The sequence below is a fragment of the Azospirillum cavernae genome (genome assembly GCF_003590795.1).
GTDB classification, from domain to species: domain Bacteria; phylum Pseudomonadota; class Alphaproteobacteria; order Azospirillales; family Azospirillaceae; genus Azospirillum; species Azospirillum cavernae.
The window spans coordinates 319,864-338,100 of sequence record NZ_QYUL01000005.1 but is presented as its reverse complement, the minus strand read 5'-3'; the positions used below and the strand labels follow the sequence as shown (position 1 = coordinate 338,100).

11 protein-coding genes are annotated in these 18,237 nt (G+C 68.9%); 3 read left to right on the top strand and 8 right to left on the bottom strand.

From position 1 onward, the window contains the following. Window positions 1–253: 253 nt before the first annotated feature. On the top strand, window positions 254–2,353 hold the full coding sequence (locus D3877_RS26875) for a 3-hydroxyacyl-CoA dehydrogenase NAD-binding domain-containing protein (protein WP_199721008.1): 2,100 nt from the start codon (window positions 254–256) through the stop codon (window positions 2,351–2,353). 24 nt (window positions 2,354–2,377) lie between these two features. Here the strand turns inward: D3877_RS26875 and D3877_RS26870 are convergent, their stop codons facing one another. Continuing rightward, window positions 2,378–7,093: a tetratricopeptide repeat protein gene (locus D3877_RS26870; RefSeq protein ID WP_119833865.1), complete on the bottom strand. Its 4,716-nt coding sequence runs from the start codon at window positions 7,091–7,093 to the stop codon at window positions 2,378–2,380. Then, window positions 7,090–9,129 (bottom strand): tetratricopeptide repeat protein, encoded by a 2,040-nt coding sequence (locus D3877_RS26865; protein WP_119833864.1) that lies wholly within the window; start codon window positions 9,127–9,129, stop codon window positions 7,090–7,092. Before D3877_RS26865 ends, D3877_RS26870 begins: the two co-directional genes overlap by 4 nt. Before the next feature lie 222 nt (window positions 9,130–9,351). Between D3877_RS26865 and D3877_RS26860 the strand changes: the two genes are divergently transcribed. After that, window positions 9,352–11,145, top strand: coding sequence for a glycosyltransferase (locus D3877_RS26860; RefSeq protein WP_119833863.1), 1,794 nt, complete (start codon window positions 9,352–9,354; stop codon window positions 11,143–11,145). A 58-nt stretch (window positions 11,146–11,203) separates the two neighbouring features. On the opposite strand, the gene D3877_RS26855 is transcribed toward D3877_RS26860, so the two are convergent. The 3 genes from D3877_RS26855 to D3877_RS26845 form a co-directional block, all read right to left on the bottom strand. Continuing rightward, window positions 11,204–11,908: an ABC transporter ATP-binding protein gene (locus D3877_RS26855; protein WP_119833862.1), complete on the bottom strand. Its 705-nt coding sequence runs from the start codon at window positions 11,906–11,908 to the stop codon at window positions 11,204–11,206. A gap of 84 nt (window positions 11,909–11,992) precedes the next feature. Further along, window positions 11,993–12,730 carry a sulfite exporter TauE/SafE family protein gene (locus D3877_RS26850; protein WP_119834057.1) on the bottom strand — a complete coding sequence of 246 codons (738 nt, stop codon included), beginning with the start codon at window positions 12,728–12,730 and terminating at the stop codon, window positions 11,993–11,995. Then, on the bottom strand, window positions 12,730–14,370 hold the full coding sequence (locus tag D3877_RS26845; protein WP_119833861.1) for an acyl-CoA synthetase: 1,641 nt from the start codon (window positions 14,368–14,370) through the stop codon (window positions 12,730–12,732). The genes D3877_RS26850 and D3877_RS26845 overlap by 1 nt, the downstream gene beginning before the upstream one ends. Before the next feature lie 165 nt (window positions 14,371–14,535). Between D3877_RS26845 and D3877_RS26840 the strand changes: the two genes are divergently transcribed. After that, complete coding sequence (locus D3877_RS26840; RefSeq protein WP_119833860.1) at window positions 14,536–15,048, top strand: RT0821/Lpp0805 family surface protein; 513 nt, start codon at window positions 14,536–14,538, stop codon at window positions 15,046–15,048. Window positions 15,049–15,061: 13 nt separating this feature from the next. On the opposite strand, the gene pseG is transcribed toward D3877_RS26840, so the two are convergent. From pseG to D3877_RS26825, 3 genes are read right to left on the bottom strand one after another with little or no spacing between them, the layout of a single operon-like run. Continuing rightward, window positions 15,062–16,129, bottom strand: a complete 1,068-nt coding sequence (pseG, locus tag D3877_RS26835; RefSeq protein WP_119833859.1) for a UDP-2,4-diacetamido-2,4,6-trideoxy-beta-L-altropyranose hydrolase — start codon at window positions 16,127–16,129, stop codon at window positions 15,062–15,064. 33 nt (window positions 16,130–16,162) lie between these two features. Next, window positions 16,163–17,233: an alpha-ketoacid dehydrogenase subunit beta gene (locus D3877_RS26830; protein ID WP_119833858.1), complete on the bottom strand. Its 1,071-nt coding sequence runs from the start codon at window positions 17,231–17,233 to the stop codon at window positions 16,163–16,165. Then, the gene (locus D3877_RS26825) at window positions 17,214–18,197 is read right to left on the bottom strand and encodes a thiamine pyrophosphate-dependent dehydrogenase E1 component subunit alpha (protein ID WP_238475115.1); all 984 of its coding nucleotides are present in this window, start codon (window positions 18,195–18,197) and stop codon (window positions 17,214–17,216) included. The genes D3877_RS26830 and D3877_RS26825 overlap by 20 nt, the downstream gene beginning before the upstream one ends. Window positions 18,198–18,237 lie beyond the last annotated feature (40 nt).

Here is an 18,237-nt window from a genome sequence, read left to right as displayed (position 1 = left end):
CTCCAGGTTGCTTTCGATAGTTATAACGGCTAGTTGAGCGTGTCCTGCGCGCAACGCGCATTTTTCCCAAAACAGCCTATTATTTCCATTAACTATATTATTAGGCTAAAATGAGATTCGCCCAAATATTCGTTTAACGGAATTAAATTCCGAAAATTGCATCCCGCTTTCGTTGCTACACTGACCATCCGGGCCTGCCCCGTCCCATCACCAATCCTCCAACCGAATCCGCCCTTTGGGAGTTCAGACGATCATGGTGAGCAGCGTTGTGTCCTATCGGCGCGTCGGTCGCGTCGGCGTCATCACCGTTGATTACCCGCCGGTCAACGCGGTGGGCGTCGGCGTCCGCAACGGCCTGCGGAGCGCGCTGGACGCCGGGTTGGCCGACGCGGGGGCCGACATCCTGCTGCTGACCGCCGCCGGGCGGACCTTCATGGCCGGGGCCGACATCAAGGAGTTCGGCAAGCCGTCCCAGCCGCCGATCCTGCCCGAGGTGATCGCCGCCTTCGACGCCAGCGCCAAGCCCATCGTCGCGGCGATCCACGGAACGGCGCTGGGCGGCGGGCTGGAGGTCGCCTTGGCCTGTCACTTCCGCGTGGCCTTGCGGTCGGCCAAGCTGGGTTTGCCGGAGGTGAAGCTCGGGCTGCTGCCGGGGGCTGGCGGCACCCAACGCTTGCCGCGCCTGATTGGCCCGGCCAAGGCGCTGGACATGATCCTGTCGGGCGATCCGGTGACGGCGGCGACGGCACTGGAGCTTGGCTTGATCGACACAGTCGATGACGGCGATTCCGCCTTGGACGCGGGCCTGCGTCTGGCTGAACGCGCCCTGGCGGAGGGCTGGGCGCCCCGCCCGACCAGCGCGCGAACCGACAAAATCACCAACATCGACCCGGACCTGTTCGCGGGCTATCGCGCCACCCTGGCCAAACGCGCGCGTCATCTGTTTTCTCCGCACCGTTGCGTCGACGCGGTCGAGGCCGCCGTCGCCCTGCCCTTCGCCGACGGCGTGGCGCGCGAGCGGGAGCTGTTTTTCGCCTGCATGGAGTCGCCCCAGCGCGCCGGATTGATCCATTCTTTCTTCGCCGAGCGTGAGGTCGCCAAGATCCCCGGCCTGCCCGCCGACACGCCCAAGCGCGACGTGCGCTCGGTGGCCGTGATCGGGGCCGGCACCATGGGCGGCGGCATCGCCATGTGCTTCGCCAACGCGGGCTTTCCGGTGCAATTGCTTGACACCGCCGCCGAGGCCCTTGAACGGGGCGTCCAGGCGATCCGCCGCAATTACGAAGCCAGCGCGAAAAAGGGCAAGCTGACCGACGCGCAGGTGGAAAGCCGCATGGCGTTGATCCGCCCCACCCTGTCCTACGACGATCTCGCCGACGCCGATCTGGTGATCGAAGCGGCCTTTGAAAACATGGAGATCAAGCGGCGGATCTTCGCGGAGTTGGATCGGGTGTGCAAGCCGGGGGCGATTCTGGCCACCAACACCTCGACCTTGGACGTCAACGCCATCGCCGCCGCGACCTGCCGTCCGCAAGACGTGGTGGGGATGCATTTCTTCAGCCCGGCCAACGTCATGCGCCTGTTGGAGAATGTCCGTGGCGCGCAAACGGCGGACGATGTGCTGGCCACCGTGATGGATCTGGCGCGGCGGATCGGCAAGGTCGGCGTGCTGGTCGGGGTCTGCTATGGCTTCGTCGGCAACCGCATCCTGCACCAGCGCGGGCGGGAATCCATGGCCCTGGTGGAGGAGGGAGCCTCGCCCCAGCAGGCCGACCGGGTGCTGACGGAGTTCGGCTTCCCGCTCGGCCATTTCGCCATGACCGATCTGGCGGGCATCGACGTCGGGTGGCGCATCCGCGAGGAACGGCGCAAGTCCGGCGATCCCGACGCCCAGGCGGTCAATTGGCTCGACGCCTTGGCCGAACAGGGGCGATATGGCCAAAAAACGAGCGCCGGGATCTACCGATACGAGCCGGGCAGCCGGGTCGCCATCCCCGATCCGGCGGTGGACGCCTTGATTTCCGCCGACCGCGCCAAACGGGGGCTTGTCCCGCGCGACGTGTCGGACGACGAGATCCGCGACCGCTGCCTCTACGCCATGGTCAACGAGGCCGCCAAGATCCTGGATGAGGGAATCGCCGCCCGCCCGGTGGACGTGGACGCGATTTGGCTGCATGGCTATGGCTTTCCCGCCCATCGCGGCGGGCTGCTGTTCTGGGCCGATCAGGTCGGCTTGCCGGTGATCGCCAAGGCCATCGACGGCTACCACGCCCGGTTCGGCGGCAGCCATTGGGAGCTGTCGCCGCTGCTGCGCCGTCTGGCTCAAGAGGGCCGGGGCTTTCGCGATCTGTAACCGCGCGCGCCGACGGTTGGCGGATCAAGCCGGATCGGCCAACCGGCGCAAGCGCCGCGCCACCTCGGCAAGCGCGGCGTCATGGCCGTCCACAGGGTGGCGCAAACCCATGCTGGGAAACCAGGGGCGAACCGCGCTTCCCAGCGTGGACCAGTCCCCCGCCCCGCTCAACCGCCAAACCGGGGCTCCCAGCGCCGCCGCCAGTTCCCCGACCGCCGTCGGGGCCGTCACCACCAGATCCAACCCAGCCATCAGCGCGGCCACGCCGTCCAGATCGTCGCGCAGATCCAGATCGGGCCAAACATGGGGGGCGACGCCGAAGCGACGCCGCGCCTCGGCCAACTCCTCGGCGCACTCGTCATATTGCAGATTGACCAGCCGCAGACCGGGCAAGGTCAGCAACGGCCCCCATTGTCCCAGGCGGCTGTAGGCCCCGGCCCGTTCCGCCGTGATCCGGCTGCTGCGCCAGCAAACCCCCACCGCCAGCCCCGGCCCCAACGCCGTCAGACGGTCGCGCCAGCGTCGGGCGTCCTCCGGCGACGGCGTCAGAAAGGGAACGCGCGCGGGAAAGGCGCCAAGGCTAGGGCGCAAGCGCGCGGCGACGTCGCCCATCGGCGCGTGGCAATCGGCGTCGCGCGGATCGACCGTCGGCGGGCGGACCTGCGCGCCGGGCAGCGCGCGGGCGAAGAGCCGGACCAGACGCGGATCGCATTCGACGATCACCCGCCCGGCCCGCGCCAGCAGATCGGGCAGAACCGTGCCGAACAGGATCTCGTCGCCCAACCCCTGCTCGCCCCAAACCAAAATCGTCCGACCGGCCAGATCCTCCCCCCGCCATGCGGGCAGGGCCAGCGGACGGACCTGCGCCTCCCCGCTGGCGAAGCGCTGTTGGTAATCCGACCAGCCCCCCGTGAGATCCCCCGCCGCCAAACGCAGCAGCCCCCGGTTCATCCGCGCGTCGGCCCGATCCGGGACCAGGATCAGCGACCGCTCGGCCCCCCGCCGCGCCTCCAGCGTCGCCCCGAGAACCTGCGCGGCGTGCCCGATGTTGAGATGGGCCTCGGCCAAGGCGGGGTTGAGCGCCAACGCCCGCCGCTGCGCCGCCAACGCGCCATCCCACAGCGCTTGCCCGGCCAGAGCGGTTCCAAGATTGGACCAGGCTTTCGCGTGACCGACGTTCACCCGTAAGGCCCGCCGGTGCCGCGCCGCCGCCTCGACGAAGCGGCCCAGCCCTTTCAGCGCCGCCCCGCCCGTGGTCCAGGCCCCCGCCAGCGCCGGGGCCAGAGCCAGCGCGTTCCGGCAAGCGGCCACAGCCTCGTTGTGGCGCTTGCCGGTCAGGAAGGACGCCCCCAGATTGCCCCAGCTTTCCGCCGATTGCGGGCGCAGGCGCACGGCGCGGCGATGGCAGGCGATGGCGTTGTCGATGGTCTCGTTCCGCCCTTGCAGGGCGACGCCCAGATTGTTCAACGCTTCGACGAAGGCCGGGAACAGGGCCAGGGCGCGGCGGTGCTGTTCGATGGCGGCCTCAATCCGCCCCTGCCCGGCCAGCGCAAGGCCAAGATTGGCGTGGGTCGCCGCCCGATCCGGCTCCCGCGCGACCGCCCGCCGGTGCCAAGCCTCCGCCGCCACCGGGTCGCCCAGCCCGCGCAGGATCGCGCCCAACAGATCCAGCGTCGCCGCCCGGTCGCCGCCCAGATTCACCGCCCGATGCAGGCTGTCCGCCGCTTCGGCGCGGCGGCCCAGATGGAACAGGGCGACGCCCAAACCGGCGTGGGCGTCGGCGTCGTCCTCGGCCAGCGCCAAAGCGGCTCGATACTGCTCGGCGGCCTCGACCGCCCGGCCCAGATCGTTCAGCAGCGCGCCCAGCCCAAGCCGGGCGTCGAGCGCCTGGGGATCGCGGGCCACGGCGTCGCTCAGGCAGGCCAGCGCCTCGGTCCGCCGCCCCATGGCGTGCAGCACGGTCCCGAGATTGGCCAACGCCTGGGGAAAATCTTGGCGCTGCGCCAAGGCGGCGCGATACCGCGCTTCGGCGTCCGGCAAACGACCAAGCGCCTGAAGCGCGCTGCCCAGATTGTTCAGCGCGTCCGGGTGGATCGGGCGCAGGCGTAGCGCGGTTTCATACCGCGCCACCGCTTCGGGCAAGCGGCCCAACGCCTGGAGCGCGGATCCAAGATTGCCGTGATGCTCGGCGACGTCCCCCCGCCGGGCGATGGCCCGTTCGATCAGCGCCACGGCCTCCGGGTTGCGCCCCTGCTGGTGGGCGATGACGCCCGACAGATGCAGCGCGTCCGCGTGATCGCCATCCAAGGCCAGGATGCGGCGATAACAGGACTCGGCCTCCGTCAGCCGCCCGGCTTGGTGATGCCGCAGCCCCTCGCTCAGCAGGTCCGCCAAAAGCTTTGGGTCGGTGGGCGGCGATGGCGTGGGTTTGGTCGGCTCCGGCGGCGCGAGACGGCGCAAGTCGGCGGCCATCCGGGCCAGCGTGTCGGGCAGCGCCTCGCCCGCGCGCGGTTGGAACAGCCGCATCGTCGGAAACCACGGGCGAACCGACGCGCCAAGCTGCGTCCAGTCGCGCGTGCCAAAGCGCCAGACCGGCGCGCCCAGCGCGCCCGCCAACTCGCCAACCGACATGGCGGGCGACATCACCAAATCCAAATTGGCGATCAGCGCGGCCACCCCGTCGAAATCATCCTTCAGGTTCAAATCGTCCCAGCGGTGCAGGCGAACGCCGAAACGCGCCTCGGCCTCCCGGACCTCGTCCGCGCAATCGCCATATTGCAGAACCACCCAAGCGATGCCGGGAATGGCGAACAATGGCCCCCATTGACTGAGATCCAGGTAAGCGGCGCGACGCTCCGCCGTCAGAAACTGGCTGCGCCAACCGATGCCGACGGTCAAAGCCCCACCCAATTCAGCCACCCGATCCCGCCAGCGCGCGACCAGGGCCGGATCGGGAACCAACCAGGACGGGCGGGCGGGAAACGCGGACAGGCCGGGACGGGTCACGCGCGCCAGCGACCCCATTGGAACGTGACGGTCGTAATCGGCGATGGCCAACGTCTCCCGCCCCTGCCCGTCGATGGCCTCGGCCCGCACCAGGACGCCGGGGAAGGAGCGGGCGAAGAGCGGAACCAGACGGCGGTCCACCTCGATGATGGTGGAGCGGGTTCGCGCCGCCGCCTCGGCGCACAGGCCGGAAAACAGGATGCTGTCGCCCACCCCCTGCTCGCCCCAGATCAGCAGGCGACGCCCGGTCAAATCCTCCCCCCGCCACGCCTGGGCGCGTGGTTGCCGCCCGGCCCCCACCTGCCCGGAGGCGAAGCGCCACGCGTAACCGGCCCAACCAGCGGCCAAATCGCCGCGCTCCAGCCGCAACAGCCCCTTGTTGAAATGGGCCAGCGCCAGATCGGGACGCAGCCGCAACGCCCGGTCATAGCTCCGCTCGGCCTGCGGGTCGCCCAGCCGTTGCCCGGCCAGACCAAGATTGCTCCAGGCTTCGGCGTAGGCGGGATCCAGGACGACGGCGCGGCGATACCAGGGAGCGGCCCCGGCAAAATCCTGCCGCCCTTGCAGGGCGTGGCCGTAATTGTTGTTCGGCACGGCGTCGCCGGGAGTGAGGCGAACCGCGCGGCGGTGGCAGGTTTCGGACTCCGCGAAACGCTCCCCCTCCCGCAGGGCGTTGCCGAGGTTGGAGTGAACCTCCGCCCGGCCCGGATCCAGCGCGGCGGCGATCCTCCAGGCGGGCAACGCCGCTTGTGTCCGCCCCTGCGCCTTGCGGGCGTTGCCCAGATTGTTCCAGGCCCCCGCCAGATCCGGTTTGCGGGCGAGCGCGGCGCGGTGCAGAGCTTCCGCGTCTGCCGGGCGTCCCTGGGCGGCGCGGATCGAGCCGAGATTGTCGCAGGGTTCGGCAAAGCCCGGGTTGATCGCCATCGCCGCGTCGAAGCAGGACGCGGCGTCGTTCGGCTGATTCATCGCTTGAAGAAGAAGACCAAAATTATTCAAAAATAACGGATTTTCCGGCTCAAGCCTCAACGCGTCGATGTAACGTCCGGCGGCCTCCTCCAGCCGCCCGGCGGCGTGCAGGCTGGCGGCCAGACCGGCCAGCGCGACGGCGTCGCTGGCCGCCGCGCCGCCGCGCGCCATCGCTTGACCCAGCGCGTCGGCGGCCTCCCCGGCCCGGCCCAAGGCGTTCAGGCTGGCGGCGAGGTTGTTCCAGGGGCGCGGGTCGTTGACCAGCCGTTCGGCGGCCCGGCGGTGCGCGGCGACCGCCTCCTCAAACCGCCCCAGATCATGCAGGATCGCGCCGAGATTGAGGTGGGCGTCCGCCAAATCAGGGGACAGCCGCGCCGCTTCGGCGTACTGAAGCGCCGCGCGCTCGCGCTGCCCCAGCGCCGCCAGAGCCAGCCCCAAATTGAACCTTGCCCCGGCGTGGTTGGGGTTGCGGGCGATGGCGCGCTCTTGCGCCGCCACCGCCTCCGTCACCCGGCCCAGCGCCTGGAGAACCAGCCCCCGGTTGCCGTGGAAGTCGGCGGGCTTGGGATCAAGCTTGATCGCTTTATCAATAAATTCAATTGCTTCTTCATTTTTGTTCATCTGATGCTTGAGGACGCCAAGCAGGTGAAGCGCGTCGGCGTGCTTGGGGCGTGCGCGCAAAACCTTGTGGTACAAGGCTTCCGCCGCGTCGAGAGCGCCCGTTTGGTGCAGACGCAACGCTTCGGAAAACCACGCGTCCACGCTCACAAAACACCTCCGCTTAAACGCGCAATCTCTTGAGACGCCTTAAAGATCGCCCCATCAAGACCGCCACCGACCGGCGGACGCAGGCTGCGCATGCTGGGGAACCAGGGGCGGGTTGCCGCCCCCAGATGGGTCCAGTCCGGGCTGCCGAGGCGCCAGACCGGCACGCCCAGCGCGCCGGCGAACTCGCCCGCTGAGGAGGCCACCGTCACCGCCAGATCCAGCCCGGCGACCAGGGCGGCGGTCCCCTCCAGATCTGCGGTTTGGTCCAGATCGCTCCAGCGATGGATGGTCACGCCGAAACGACGTTCGGCGGCGACGATCTCCTCCTCCCGCCCGTCATACTGAAGGCTGACGATTCGCAGATGGGGCAGGCGCAACAGCGGCCCCCATTGGTCGAGCGTGGTGTAGGCGGACCGCCGTTCCGTGGTGATCCGGCGGCTGGTCCAAGCGACGCCGACGGTCAGCCCCGGCCCCAGTCCGGCCAACCGCCCGCGCCAGTCCGCCGCTCGCGCCGGGTCCGGGACCAGCCATCCCGACCGCGCCGGGAAATCAGCCAACCGCCCGCGCAGCAGGCGCGGCAGCGAGCCGAAAGGCAGATGGCGATCCGCATCGTCGGGCCGCGCGGTTGGCGCCCGCGCCTGCGCGGACGGGAAGGAGCGCTGGAACAACGGGACCAGCCGGGGATCACATTCGATGATGAGGGAGCCGACCCGACCAACCAGATCGGACAGGATCGACCCGAACATAAGCTCGTCGCCCAACCCCTGCTCAGCCCACAGCAGCAAACGGCGCCCGGTCAAATCCTCGCCCCCCCATTCCGGCATGGGAAATTCGCGTGGACGCCCCAGACGGCCCGAGGTGAAACGGTCGGCGTAATCCTCCCATCCGGCTTTCAAACGCCCGTGCCGCAGCCGCAGCAGGGCGCGGTTGAAACGGGCGGTCGATTCCCTGGGGTCAAACTCCAGCGCGCGGGTGAAGCTGTTTTCCGCCGCACGGTCATCGCCCAGATCCTGAAACGCTTGGCCAAGGTTGGAGTGGGCGGCGGCGTAGTCGGGCCGCAGATCCAGCGCCCGACGTTGCAGGACCGCCGCCTCGGCGCTGCGCCCTTGCAGACGGCGGACGCTGCCCAGATTGGTCAGCGCCTCCGTCATCAGCGGGGCCAGCCGCAGGGCCTTGGCAAAGGCGCCAGCGGCCTCATCGATGCGGTCGCGCTTTTGCAGTTCCAGCCCCCAACCGTTCCACGCCTCCGCGTCGGACGGCTGCACGGTCATGTGACGGCGATAGGGCGCCTCGGCGGGTTGGCCGCGCCGTTGCAACGCGCCCGCCAGAGCCAGCAGCGCCCCAGCGTGATCGGGACGTTGGCGCAGCGCCTCGCGCAAGATGGCCTCCCCCTCGTCGGCCCGGTCCAGGTCGAGCAGAGCGAGTCCAAGGGCGGCGCGGGCGTCAGCAAGGTGGGGGGCGAGCGCCAAGGCCTGCCGCAACACCGCTTCCGCCTCGCCCGAGCGGTTCAGCGTGCGCAGAACGGCGCCCAAATTGCCCAACGCCTCGGCGTAGTCGGGTCGGGTCCGCAGAGCATCGCGGTAAGCGGCGGCGGCTTGATCAAACCGTCCCTGCGCGTTCAGGGCGTTGCCCAAACTGTTGGCGGCTTCCGGGAAGGGAGCGCGCAGGCGCAGGGCGGCGCGCGCCGCCGCCTCGGCCTCCCCCGCCCGGCCAAGAGCCTGGAACGCGTAAGCCAGATTGGCGTGATAATCGGGGACCGTCCGGTTTGCGGACACCGCCTGCTCGATCAAATCGACGGCCTCTGCGAAGCGCCCGGTCTGGCAGGCGATCATGCCCAACAAATGCAGCGCGTCGGGTTGGCGGGGGTGAGCGGCCAAAGCCTGCCGGTACAGCGCCTCGGCCTCGGCCAGCCGCCCGGCCTGATGCAGCGGCACGGCTTGGGCCAACAGCGCGGTGGCGGCATTTCCCCCCGCCTTGGCGGCGGTCTTGCCCCCGTTGGCGTTGGTGTTGGCGGCCCTGCGTTGGTTCCGGTTCATTCCTGCCGCCTGCTGGTCGGTTGGCGCGTGTGGCCCTAGCCAATAGCATGTTTCCGAAGGATGCACAGAGCGGGCGTCTTTTCCACACAACCCCACCCACGACCCTGCGGAAAGTTGACCGCCCTGTCGGCAAAACAGGGTAAATATAGGGGATCAAACAGCCGATCTGCACAACCGCCGCCGAACTTAGGGTCCCACCGACCCGGCAACAGGAACGTCACCATGGACATGATCGAACAGACGCTGGCCGTCGCGACCGAGCATCACCGCGCCGGGCGCACCGATGAGGCCCAGCGCCTGTATCGCGATGTGCTGGACGCATCGCCCGGCCACCCCGACGCGCTGCATCTGCTGGGCGTGATCGCTCTGCAAAGCGGACAGGCGGCGGAAGCGGCGGAGTTGATCGGCAAGGCCGTGGTCAGCGATGGCGGATCGGCCCTGTTCCACGCCAACCTCGGCCACGCCCTGCACGCCTGCGGGCGGACGCGCGACGCCGCGCTCAGCTTCGCCCGCGCGCTGACCCTGCTCAACAACCAGGGGGAGGGCTGGGCCAACATCGGGGCGCTGGCCAATCTGATCCGCCGCTACGACGACGACACCCGCAAAGCGGCGGCGGCGGAGGTTGACGCGACCTATGGCATGGGCGACGTGATGCGCCGCCATTCCGTGCTGTTCCTGCTGACGGGCGACATCGCGCATTACCAGAATCTGGTTCAGGCGGTGCTGGACGAACCCCTGCGCTTTTCCGTGGCGTCGCTCCATTACGCCTATTGGGGCATGGCCATGCGGCTGTTCCAGGGCGAAGGCCACATTGGCGACGTCGGCGCTTTCACCAGCGGCCCCTTCCGTCGATTTTACCGTCTGTTGGTCGAAGAGACCGCCCGGCGTTACGGCATCGCCGTGCGGGTGCGCCGCGCCCAACCGCGCGACTCGATCAAGCGCGTGGCGCTCATCACCAATCAGATGCTGGGCCAGGGCCACCAGCCGACGGTGGACGCCTTCGACTACGCCCGCCGTCTTCAAGAGCAGGGCTGCGAGGTTGTCATCATCAACCCCAACGCCATGGCGGTGTCGGGTGAAAATGGCTTCGTTCCCGAATACAGCTACAACGTGACCGAGGAGTATGACGGCGACCAGACCATCACCGCCTTTGGCGCGCGGGTGCGGATGCTGTCCTTCCCGCAAAAGCATTTCGACGAAAGCAAGCTGCACGCCATCGTCGACGCGGTTGAAGGCTTCGATCCCGACGTCATCGTGTCGTTCGGCGGCTCCAACGCCATCGCCGATCTGTTCGCCCGCACCCGGCCCGTCGTTTGCCTGCCGACGTCGACCGGGTTGCCGCCGTCGCTCGCCCGGCTGATTTTGGGCTGGGGGCCGGAGGACAGCGCGGAAGGCTGGCCCGACGATGTGCGGGACCGTTTCCGCCCCTTCTCCTTTGGCTGGACCCTGCCCGAGGGCGGCGCGCCGCTGACGCGCGGCGATTTTGGCCTGGACGAGGGCGTCCCGGTCTTCGTCGTCGTCGGCAACCGCCTGGATCAAGAGGCCGGGCCGGACTTCCTAACCCGCATCGACGCGCTGTTGGATCGGCTTCCCACCGCGCGGGTCGCCTTCGCGGGCGCGGTGGAGAGCCTGCCCACCCGCGTCGCCACGCTGCGCAACGCCGCCCGCGTTGACGTTCTGGGTCATGTGGACGATATCCGCGCTTTTTACCGGGTGGTCACGGCCTATCTGAACCCGACGCGCCAAGGCGGCGGCGGCAGCGCGGCCTTCGCGTTGGCCGAGGGGCTGCCGGTGGTCACGCGCGGCGGCGGCGACGTCGCCAGCGTCGCCGGTCCCGCCTTCATTGTCGCTGACGACGAGGCGTTCCTGGACCGGGCGGTCGCTCTGGTTGAAGACGCCGATCTGCGCGCCCAACAATCCGCCGCCGCCAAGGCGCGTTTCACCGAAACCGGCGACCGCGCGCGCTCGGTGGAGCGGTTGCTGTCCTACGCGCTGGAGGCGCAACAACCCCGCTGACAACCGACGACCAGGGGCGGAACTCCCGCCCCTGGTCCGTCTGGGATATCCGTTGGGGTTACAGCCCGAGATAGGCCTGTTTCACCGCCGGGTCGTCGAGCAGCGCCGCGCCGGCGCCGGACAGCGCCACCCGTCCATTTTCCAGAACATAGGCGCGCTGGGCGATTTTGAGCGAGGCCGCGACGTTCTGTTCAACCAGAATGATCGTCATGCCGTCCGCCGCCAGAGCGCGGATGATGCGAAACAGCTCCTGCACCAGCGCGGGGGACAGGCCCAGCGACGGCTCGTCGAACATGATGAGGTCGGGCTTTCCCATCAAACAGCGGCCAATCGCCAGCATCTGTTGTTCGCCGCCCGACAAAGTTCCGGCGGCCTGATCCATCCGCTCCAACAGGCGGGGGAACAGGGCCAGAACCCGTTCCATGGTCTGCTTGGCCGAGGCGCGGGCGCGCGGGATGACCGCGCCCATCTCCAGATTCTCGCGGATGCTCAGGCTGGGGAAGATTTGCCGCCCCTCCGCCACCTGCCCGATGCCGAGATCGCACACGACGTGACTGGGCAGCCCCGCGATGTCCCGGCCCCGGAACTGGATGCTGCCGCGCGCCGGTTTCAGAATCCCCGCCACCGTGCGGATGAGCGACGTCTTGCCCGCGCCGTTCGCCCCGACAATCGCCGTGGTCGATCCCTCCGCCACCTCCAACGTCACGCCGTCGAGCGCCTGGGCGTCGCCGTAAAACAGGTCGAGATCGGAAACGGTCAGCATGGCGGGCGCACCGGCGGAAACGAAGGGGAGCGCACTCTACCCCGCGCGCCGCGACTTTTCATCTTTCCTCACGCGGGGCCTTGTTCACTTGGCGAAAAACAACGCGCTCATGGTCAGGCCAACGGCGATGATGCCGCCGCGCAGAACGCGCTGCGGGATCCGGCGGCCCAGCCGCGCGCCGACATAGCCCCCGGCCACCGCCGCCAGCACCATCAACGCGGCCTTGGGCCAATCCACCGCCCCGCCCAGCGCGTAGGCGACCACGGCGATCGCCGTCAGCACGGTGGAGAACAGATTTTTCAGCCCGTTCATGGCGTTGAGGTTGGTCATGCCGAACAGGCTCAACTGCGCCAGCAGCAAAATCCCCAACCCACCGTTGAAATAGCCGCCATAAACCGACACGACGAGCAGCGTGCCGAGCAGCGCGCCGCGCCCGTGCAACCCGACCGCGCGCAGACGGGCGGCCAACGCTCCGCCAAAGGCGAACAGCCCGGTGGCGGCCAGCAGCAGCCACGGCACGATGCCGCGAAACACCGCGTCCGGCGTCACCAGCAACAGCCCCGCCCCGGCCAACCCGCCCGCCAGACTGACCAGAGCCAGCAACGGCAAGCCAACCTCGCCCACCGGCGTCAAGTCTTGGCGGTAGCCATACAGCCCGCTGGCGTAGCCGGGCAGCAACGCCACCGTGCCGGTCGCGTTGGCGGCGACCGGCGGCACCCCCGCGTAGATCAAGGCGGGCAAGGTGAGAAAGCTTCCCCCACCAGCGACGGCGTTCATCGCCCCGGCCAGAAAGGCGGCGGTCAACAGCAAAAGTTCGGTCATCATGTCCGGTCGCGCAGTTCCCGGCGAATGATCTTGCCGGTGGTGGTCATGGGCAGGCTGTCGAGGAAAGCGATGGCGCGCGGGTATTCATGCGCCGCCAACCGGGTTTTCACATGCTCCTTGATCGAGGCGACGAGGGCGTCGTCCGCCGTCACCCCGTCCTGAAGCACGACGAAGGCCTTGACGATTTCGGTGCGCAGGGGGTCGGGCACGCCGACCACGGCGGCCATGCGCACGGCGGGATGACCAATCAGGCAATCCTCGATCTCACCGGGGCCGATGCGGTAGCCCGCCGAGGTGATGACGTCGTCGTCCCGCCCGACGAAGCGGATGTAGCCGTCGGCGTCCAACTCCCCCTGGTCGCCGGTGACGAGCCAGTCGCCGATGAATTTCGCCGCCGTCGCCGTCGGGTTGTTCCAATAGCCCAGAAACATCACCGGATCGGGCCGCCGCACGGCGATCAACCCCAACGCGCCGGGCGGCAGCCGCTCGCCCCGTTCGTTGATCACCGCCACATCATGGCCGGGCGCCGGGCGCCCCATGATTCCCGGCTTCGACGGCATCAGCGTCGCGGCGGAAGAGACCAGCATGTTGCATTCGGTCTGGCCGTAAAACTCGTTGATCGTCACGCTGAAGGTCTGGCGGCCCCAATCCAGCAGTTCCGACCCCAGCGTCTCGCCGCCGCTGGCGACCGAGCGCAGGCGGTAGGCGTGGCGCGACGCCGGATCGACGACCGACCGCATCATCTTCAACGCCGTCGGCGGCAGGAAACTGTTGCGGACCTGGAACTCCGCCAGCAGACGGAAGGCCTGCTCGCCGTCGAACTTCTCAAAGCGATGGGACACCACGGTGACGCCATGGTGCCAAGCGGGCAGCAGCACGTCGAGCAAGCCGCCGATCCACGCCCAATCGGCGGGCGTCCAAATGCGGTCGCCCGGCTGCGGAAACAGATCGTGGGACATCTCCACCCCCGGCAAATGGCCCAACAGCACGCGATGGGCGTGCAGCGCCCCCTTGGGTTGGCCGGTGGTGCCGGAGGTGTAGATGATGATCGCCGGATCGTCCGCCGCCGTGTCCACCGGGGTGAAATCGTCCGCCGCCGCGTCGGTCAGGCCGTGCCAATCCAGGCAGCCGTCCGCTGTTCCGCCGCCGTCAGCGTCGGCTTCGGCGTCGATCACGAAAACCGCGCGCAGGTCGGGCAGGCGATGGCGGATCTCCGCGATCTTGGCCGCGCCCACCGTGTCCGTCACCACCGCCCGCGCCCCGCAATTGGCCAGCCGGTATTCCAACGCCTCGACCCCGAACAGGGCGAAGAGCGGCACGGCGACGCCCCCCATCTTGTAAACGGCGATGTGGGAAATGGCGGTTTCCGGCGCTTGCGGCAGCAGCACGCCCACCCGGTCGCCCCGTTCCACCCCATGCGTGGCCAACACGTTGGCGAAGCGGTTGGACAGGGCGCGGATGTCGGCGAAGCGGTACTCCTCCACCCCACCGTCGCGGCGCTTGTGGATCAGCGCCAACCGCTGCGGGTCGGCGTTAGCCCAGCGGTCGCAGACGTCGACGCCAATGTTGTAACGCGCTGGCACGCGCCACACGAAGTGATCGCGCACCGTTTCATAGCGGTCGCCGGTCGGCAGCATCGCGTTTCCCCCACCTGTTTCTTGTCGACGCCTGTTGCGTCATCCTGTCGTTGGGCGGATCATAAGGGCGAGCAACCGATGGCGTCACGCGGATGGAACAATTTGCGGGTCTGCCATGTTCATCCCAGTGACAGCGATCCACATCACGCAACCAAAGAGCCAACCATGAGCGCCCGTTCCCTTCTCGCCGCCCTCCTGTCCGCCAGCCTGTTGGCCGCGCCGCTGGCCGGTTGCGCCCAACCCGGTTACGGCGGCGACAGCTTCGGCGGCGTCAGCGCCAACAAACAGACCGCCGGGACCATTCTGGGCGGCGTGGTCGGCGGCGTCGCCGGATCACGCTTTGGCGGCGGCAGCGGCAAGCTGGTCGCCGTGGGCATTGGCACCTTGCTGGGCGCCGCGCTGGGCAACGCGGCGGGCGCGTCGCTCGACCGCGCCGATCAGACCTACGCGGAACAAGCCGCCCAAAACGCCTATGGCGCGCCGACCGGCCAGACCATCCGTTGGAACAACCCGCAAACCGGCAATTACGGAACCTACACCCCGGTGCGCGATGGCCGCAGCCAAAGCGGCGAACTCTGCCGGGAGTATCAAACCAGCATCGTCGTCGGCGGACGGACCCAGCAGGGCGTCGGCACCGCCTGCCAACAGCCGGACGGCAGTTGGCGGGTTGTGAGCTGACGGAAAAACGCGGTCAGGCGCGAACGCGCGGTTGCGCGCGGGCGCGGGGCGCGGTTAGAGCGCGGGCGATGCGAATCGCCCCCTCGCCGTCCAGCGGCAACGCGCCCGCCGCCGTCGCCATGCGCTGGCGGCGGGCGCGGTCGGCCCACAGCGTCAGCGCGGCGTCGGCGATGGTCGCCACCATGTCGCCGCCGCGCGCGTCCAGCGCGTCGCACCAGCCCAGCGTCGCCGCGTCCTGGCTGGCCAAGGCCTGATTGTCCGCCGTCACCACCAGCAACGTGGGCACGGCCAGAGCCGCCAACTCCCCCATCGTTCCGCCGCCCGCCGACACCGCCAGCCCGGATTCGGCCATCACCGCCCCCATGCGTGGGCAATCGACATGGACGGCGACGCCCGGCCCGAGACGATCCGCCAAAGCGGCGACCTCCGCCGCGCGCGGGTTGCTGCCGCCAACCACGGCGACCAAGCGGCAATCGTCGGGCCGTCGCGCCGCCAACGCCGTCAGCAGCGGCCCGGTCAGCCCGAGCGGGTCGGACCCGCCGAAGGTCAGCAGCAACACCGGACGATCCGCGATGGCGTTATGGGCTTCCCGCGCCGCCAATCGCAACTCCCGCCGCAACGGCGCGTAGCCGGGGCCGAGCAGCAGAACCGCCCCCGGCGCCATGCGGTCATAGGGCAGCCGATGCGCCTGCGGCGCGGCGTTGACCACAAGATCGGCGTGCAGCGCGCCGCCGTCGCCCAGATCATCCCACGCCATCACACGGATCCGCGCCGCCTGCAACCCGGCGCGGTAGGCTTCGCCAAAGCGGTAGCCGTCCAGCATCACCGCCGAACAATGCTCCAGCCGCATGGCCGAGCGGGTGGCCGCCAGATCCGCCGCCTCCCCCACCGGCCCGGCGATGGCGATCCGGCGAAAACCCTCCGCCGTCAGTCGCCGGTCGATGGCCGGGGTGGATTCGGCGCTGGCGAACAGCACCTCATGCCCATCGTCGCGCAGCGCCTCGGCCACCGCGAGGCAGCGCATCACATGCCCCGTTCCAATCTCGGGGGATGCGTCGGCGCGGGCAAGGATGATGGCCATCGGCGTTTGTCCGAATGCGCAGCCGCTCCCCTGTCAGAAGGGGCCGCGAAACTGCACCTGATGAGCGAGTTTGGTCCGTTCCGGGTCGGGAGTCCAGGCGGGGGCCGTGGGACGAACCAACGCATGAACGGTCGAAGCGACGGTGCCGGGATTCGGGTAGAAGGCGGCCTCCAGCACCGGCGACGGCGGGCAGGCGGTGGCGGCGAAGCCGATGCGCTTGACGGCGATTCCACCCTCCGGCCCGACCCGCTCCAACACCGCCGCGACGATCTCCGCCCCGGCTCCGCAGGCGGTCCAGCCATTGTCAGCCACCACCAGACGCCGGGTGCGCCGGGCCGATTCCACAATGGTGTCGATGTCGAGCGGGGTCAGCCAAATCGGGTCGATCACCTCCGCGCCGATGCCGATTTCGGCTAGCAATTCACGCGCGCGCAGGCATTCCAGAACCATGTTGGAGATGCCGACCAACGTCACGTCGTCGCCCGGCGCCACCACCCGCGCCTTGCCCGGCAAAACCTCATACGGGGTTTCCGGGACATAGGCCTCGGTCGGATACAGCAGCCGGTGTTCCATGAAGATCACCGGGTTGTCGTCGCGGATCGCCGCGATCATGCAGCCCTTGACGTCGTGCGCGTTGCTGGGCGCCACCACCTTCAGCCCCGGCACATGCATGAACATCGAATGCAGGCCCTGGGAATGCTGGGCGCCCTGCCCCCACGATTTGCCGACCATGGAGCGGACGACCAGCGGCACCTTGACCGACCCGCCATACATGGCGCGCGCCTTCGCGCCGATGTTGACCAGTTGGTTCATGCAGAGCAGCAGGAAATCCATGCGGATGTGGACATGGATCGGGCGCATCCCGGCCATCGCCGCGCCGATGGCCACGCCGGTCATCGCGTCTTCCGACAAGGGCGTGGTGAAGACGCGCTCCGGCCCGAACTCCTCCAGCAGACCGGCGGTCGAACCCTGAATCGACTTGTGGTCGTCCACGTCGAGGCCGAAGACGAAGACGTCCCCATCGCGCCGCATTTCCTGCGCGACCGCTTCGCGCAGAGCGTCAACGTAGCGCAGCAGGCGCCCTTCAGGCATAGACGTGGTCATAGAGATCCTCGGACACCGGGAAGGGGCTGGTTTCGGCGAAGGCAAAGGCGGCGGCGACGGTGGCTGTGATCTCCGTCTCCAGGGCGGCGACGCGCTCCGACGGCAGCAAACCGGCGAGCCGCGCCACCTCGTCGCGCTCCGCCCAGGGCGTCATCTCCGACGCCGGGCGGTAGCCTTGGTTGAAATCCTCGTTCGGCCCGACATGCTCGCGCCAGCGGTAGCAGGTCACTTCCAGAAAGACCGGGCCATGCCCGGCGCGCATCGCCGCCACCGCCGACCGCGCCGCGTCGCGCACGGCGAAGACGTCGCCGTCGGTGATCTTCGTCGTCGGAATGCCGTAGGTCGCCACCCGCTCGCACAGCCGCTCGGTCGCCCAGCGCTTGGCCAGCGGCTCGTGAATGGCGTAGCCGTTGTTTTCGCAGACGAACAGGATCGGCAGCTTGTGCAGCGCCGCGAAATTCAGGCTTTCGGCGAAGCAGCCCTCTTCGGTCGCGCCGTCGCCAATGAAGCAGGCGACCACCCCGCCGGTCGTCTTGCGTTTGGCGGCGAGCGCGAAGCCGGTCGCCACCGGGATCGAGGTGCCGACCACCGCCGAGGCGCCGATCACCCCCGCTTTCATGTCCACCAGATGCATCGACCCGCCGCGCCCCTGGCCGCAGCCCGCCTTCTTGCCGTACATCTCAGCGATCATGGCGTTGAGGTCGCCGCCCTTGGCGATGTAGGCGGCGTGGCCCCGGTAGGTGATCGACACATGGTCGCGCGGCTCCAGCGCGTCGCAGACGCCGACCGAAATGAACTCCTGCCCGATGGACAGATGCACCGGGCTTTTGATGACGTCGGTCGGGTAAACGCGCGCCACCTCGTCTTCCACCAATCGTGTCAGGCGCAGCGCGCGGTAAAGGCGTTCGATCACGGCAAGGTCTTGGGCCACAGCGGGGTCTTGAGCGTCTTGGACGATGGACACGGAGAATTCCCTCTCAACAGCATCGCCGCCGGTTCCAACG

Bases quoted from the DNA above. Each gene is read 5' to 3' on its own strand.
- D3877_RS26855 (WP_119833862.1), bottom strand. From the start codon at position 11,908: ATGCTGACCGTTTCCGATCTCGACCTGTTTTACGGCGACGCCCAGGCG.
- D3877_RS26875 (WP_199721008.1), top strand. From the start codon at position 254: ATGGTGAGCAGCGTTGTGTCCTATCGGCGCGTCGGTCGCGTCGGCGTC.
- D3877_RS26865 (WP_119833864.1), bottom strand. From the start codon at position 9,129: ATGAACCGGAACCAACGCAGGGCCGCCAACACCAACGCCAACGGGGGC.
- D3877_RS26860 (WP_119833863.1), top strand. From the start codon at position 9,352: ATGGACATGATCGAACAGACGCTGGCCGTCGCGACCGAGCATCACCGC.
- pseG (WP_119833859.1), bottom strand. From the start codon at position 16,129: ATGGCCATCATCCTTGCCCGCGCCGACGCATCCCCCGAGATTGGAACG.
- D3877_RS26830 (WP_119833858.1), bottom strand. From the start codon at position 17,233: ATGACCACGTCTATGCCTGAAGGGCGCCTGCTGCGCTACGTTGACGCT.
- D3877_RS26850 (WP_119834057.1), bottom strand. From the start codon at position 12,730: ATGACCGAACTTTTGCTGTTGACCGCCGCCTTTCTGGCCGGGGCGATG.
- D3877_RS26840 (WP_119833860.1), top strand. From the start codon at position 14,536: ATGAGCGCCCGTTCCCTTCTCGCCGCCCTCCTGTCCGCCAGCCTGTTG.
- D3877_RS26845 (WP_119833861.1), bottom strand. From the start codon at position 14,370: ATGCTGCCGACCGGCGACCGCTATGAAACGGTGCGCGATCACTTCGTG.